This is a genomic window from Thermoanaerobaculia bacterium, assembly GCA_018057705.1.
Lineage (GTDB): Bacteria > Acidobacteriota > Thermoanaerobaculia > Multivoradales > JAGPDF01 > JAGPDF01.
Genome location: JAGPDF010000175.1, coordinates 1 through 2,922, shown reverse-complemented (window position 1 = coordinate 2,922; position 2,922 = coordinate 1). Strand labels below are relative to the sequence as shown.

Sequence of the window (2,922 nt, the reverse complement as noted above, 5' to 3'; positions counted from 1 at the left end):
GCCAAGCGTCAGGAGGCGGTGGCCGCCGTCAAGGCGCTCGACGGAGTGAAGAAGGTCGTCACGGTCGACAAGAAGAGCTAGATCCCGCAACTGGGGACCAGCAGTCCGACCCCTCGCGGTCCGTCCGAGTTCCGGGCGGGCCGCTTTTTCCTGCCCTACTCCACCCCGACGACGGGCAGCTCGACGAAGCTCGCGGTTTCGCCGCTGTGGAACACGCGGTGGGTGGCGGGGCGATAGTCGGCGGGTTGGGCGAAGAAGATGTTCTCGACCCAGGTCTGCGGGTTGCGGTCGTAGAGCGGGAACCAGGTGGACTGGATCTGCACCATGACGCGGTGACCCGGGGCGAAGACGTGGTGGACGGCCGGCAGGGAGAAGCGGTAGCTCTGGATGCTGTCGGCGGGAATCGGCGAAGGCTTCTCGAAGCTCTCGCGATAGCGGCCGCGCAGGATGTCCATCGAAACGGCCAGCTGATAGCCCCCGAGGTCGGGCTGGGTGGGGACCTCGTCGGGGTAGAGATCGATCACTTTGACCACCCAGTCGGCGTCGGTGCCGGTGGTGGAGGCGAAGAGGTTCGCGACGGGCGTGCCCGCGACCGCGAGCGGCGCGGTGAGAACGTCGGAGACATAGACCAGGACGTCGGTGCGGTCCGAGGCGAAGCGCTGATCGTCGACCAGCCACTGGCCCCAGGTCGAGTCGTCGGCCCACATCGGCCGGACCGGACGCTGCCGATAGGGGACCGGTTTCGCCGGGTCGGAGACGAAGGCGTCGGCGGCCGGCGTCGAGGTGGCCGAGGTCGCCGCAGGCGGGTTCCATCCGAGACCGAAGCCGTGCTGGAGATAGAGCTTGCGGGCGAGGTTCGGACAGTCGGCGCTGCAGCTCTGCGGCCAGCGATCGTAGCGCTGCCAGCGGTTGGCGCCGGTCTGGTAGGCGAGCACGGGAGGCTGGGCCGCGCCCGGTTTCGGGTTGCCCTTGGGGTCGTCCTTCAAGTAGCTATCGAGGAATGGCTGCAGAACGTCGCGGCGGAAGGTGAGGCCCGTGTCGCCGTCGAAACGGATCGCCCCGAGGGAGCGACCGTCGCCGTTCGAGCCGCCGTGGCGCCAGGGACCGAGCACCAGGAAGTTGCGATCGTTGGCCGTGTCTTTCGCTTCGAGCGCGGCATAGCTCGCCGGGGCACCGTAGATGTCCTCCTGGTCCCAGAGACCGCCGACGTGCAGCGTCGGCACGGTGAGCGGCTGGCGAGCGAGGAGCCGGTCGACCGCCTGCTCCTGCCAGTAGCTGTCGTAGGCCGGGTGCTGCGTGAGGCGCCGCCAGAACGGCAACTGCTCCATGCCCATCTCGCGGCCGAGCGCCCCCGCCGACCCCGCAGCGAGGTAGCGGCTGTAGTCGTCGTAGGAACCGGTCCAGAAATCGAAGTCGCTCTTCTTCCCCGCCGTCTGCTCGTAGACGTAGAGCGCCATCGACTGGCGGAACGCTCCGTTGTGAAACCAGTCGTCGCCGATCCAGCAGTCGACCATCGGGTTGACGGGTACCGCGACCTTCAACGCCGGATGGGGATCGAAGAGACCCATCAGCACCAGGAACCCCGGGTACGAGGTGCCGATCATGCCGACCCTGCCGTTCGTCTCCGGCACGTTCTTCACCAGCCAGTCGATCGTGTCCCAGGTGTCGGTCGCGTGGTCGACGGCGGTCGGATTCAGCGGCCCGCGCAGCGGGCGGTTCATCACGTAGTCGCCCTGCGAGCCGTGGATGCCGCGGACGTCCTGGAAAACCCGGATGTAACCCGAGAGGGCCACGACGTCGTCGGCCGAGGAGACCACCGCCTGCAGACGGGGGCTCGCCGCGCGGCTGGTCGCCTTGTCGGCGTCGTAGGGCGTGCGGGTGAGGAGAATCGGCATCTTGCCGGGGCCGCCGGGAGGGTTCGGAGCCTGCGGATCCTTCGGGATCAGGATCACCGTGTGCAGCTTCACGCCGTCGCGCATCGCGATCTCGACCTCGCGCCGCTGATGGTCGAAGCTCCGGTCCGCGACCTCGAACTCAGCCGGGATGTCGCCCCCCGGCGGCACCGCCAACTCTTGCGGGGTGTCGGAGGGGGTAGCGAGGGCGGGGGCAACCAACAGGAGGGAGAGGACAGCGGCGAGCCGGCGGGCAACCTGGAGGGTTCGGAGGGTTCTGAGGGTTCGCATGGTCGTTTCCGGATCGTGTATGCAATCGCGGTTCGGCGCAAGCTCCGCGTCCGGCGGAGCCGCCTGCTTAACGCTTGACGTTAAACGTCTCACGGAATACCATTCTGCCTGTGATCAAGGCATTCGCCGACAAGGACACCGGGGCGATTTTCGCAGGTCGGTGCCCGCGCCGGTGGCTCTCGATCCGGGCGCAGGCGGAACGGAAGCTCGCGATGCTCCATGCCGCCCGAACGCTCGAGTTCCTGCGCTCGCCGCCCGGGAACCGGCTCGAAGCTTTGCACGGCGACCGCCTGGGGCAGCACAGCATTCGGATCAACGACCGCTGGCGCATCTGCTTTCGCTGGTCGGGTGGAGATGCCTTCGACGTCGAGATCGTGGATTACCATTGAAGGGAAACGACATGCCGAAGAACGGAATGCGGCCGATACATCCGGGAGAGATCCTGCGTGAGGAGTACCTAGCGCCTCTCGGCCTGAGCGCACACGCGCTGGCGGTGGCGTTGCGCGTTCCCGCGCCCAGGATCAACGACATCGTCCGCGAGCGCCGGGCGGTGACGCCCGACACTGCGATGCGACTCGCGCGCTACTTCGGGGGCGACGCCGAAAGCTGGCTCGCGCTCCAGGTCGCCTACGACCTGCGCCTGGCCGAGATTTCGACGGCGGCGAAGATCCAGCGTGAGATCGATCCGCGCGCGGCCTGACGCGTCCGGCAGGGGATGTACGCAGGGGAAAGGTACCCG

At 67.8% G+C, this 2,922-nt stretch carries 3 protein-coding genes; 2 read left to right on the top strand and 1 reads right to left on the bottom strand.

Annotation, left to right across the window (positions count from 1 at the left end; translation table 11 throughout):
* Window positions 1-155 precede the first annotated feature (155 nt).
* Window positions 156-2,183: a CocE/NonD family hydrolase gene (locus tag KBI44_21835; GenBank protein MBP9147129.1), complete on the bottom strand. Its 2,028-nt coding sequence runs from the start codon at window positions 2,181-2,183 to the stop codon at window positions 156-158.
* 110 nt (window positions 2,184-2,293) lie between these two features.
* On the opposite strand from KBI44_21835, the gene KBI44_21830 reads away from it, so the two are divergent.
* On the top strand, window positions 2,294-2,572 hold the full coding sequence (locus KBI44_21830) for a type II toxin-antitoxin system RelE/ParE family toxin (protein MBP9147128.1): 279 nt from the start codon (window positions 2,294-2,296) through the stop codon (window positions 2,570-2,572).
* 11 nt (window positions 2,573-2,583) lie between these two features.
* The gene (locus KBI44_21825; GenBank protein ID MBP9147127.1) at window positions 2,584-2,883 is read left to right on the top strand and encodes a HigA family addiction module antidote protein; all 300 of its coding nucleotides are present in this window, start codon (window positions 2,584-2,586) and stop codon (window positions 2,881-2,883) included.
* Window positions 2,884-2,922 lie beyond the last annotated feature (39 nt).

Bases quoted from the DNA above. Each gene is read 5' to 3' on its own strand.
- KBI44_21825 (MBP9147127.1), top strand. From the start codon at position 2,584: ATGCCGAAGAACGGAATGCGGCCGATACATCCGGGAGAGATCCTGCGT.
- KBI44_21835 (MBP9147129.1), bottom strand. From the start codon at position 2,183: ATGCGAACCCTCAGAACCCTCCGAACCCTCCAGGTTGCCCGCCGGCTC.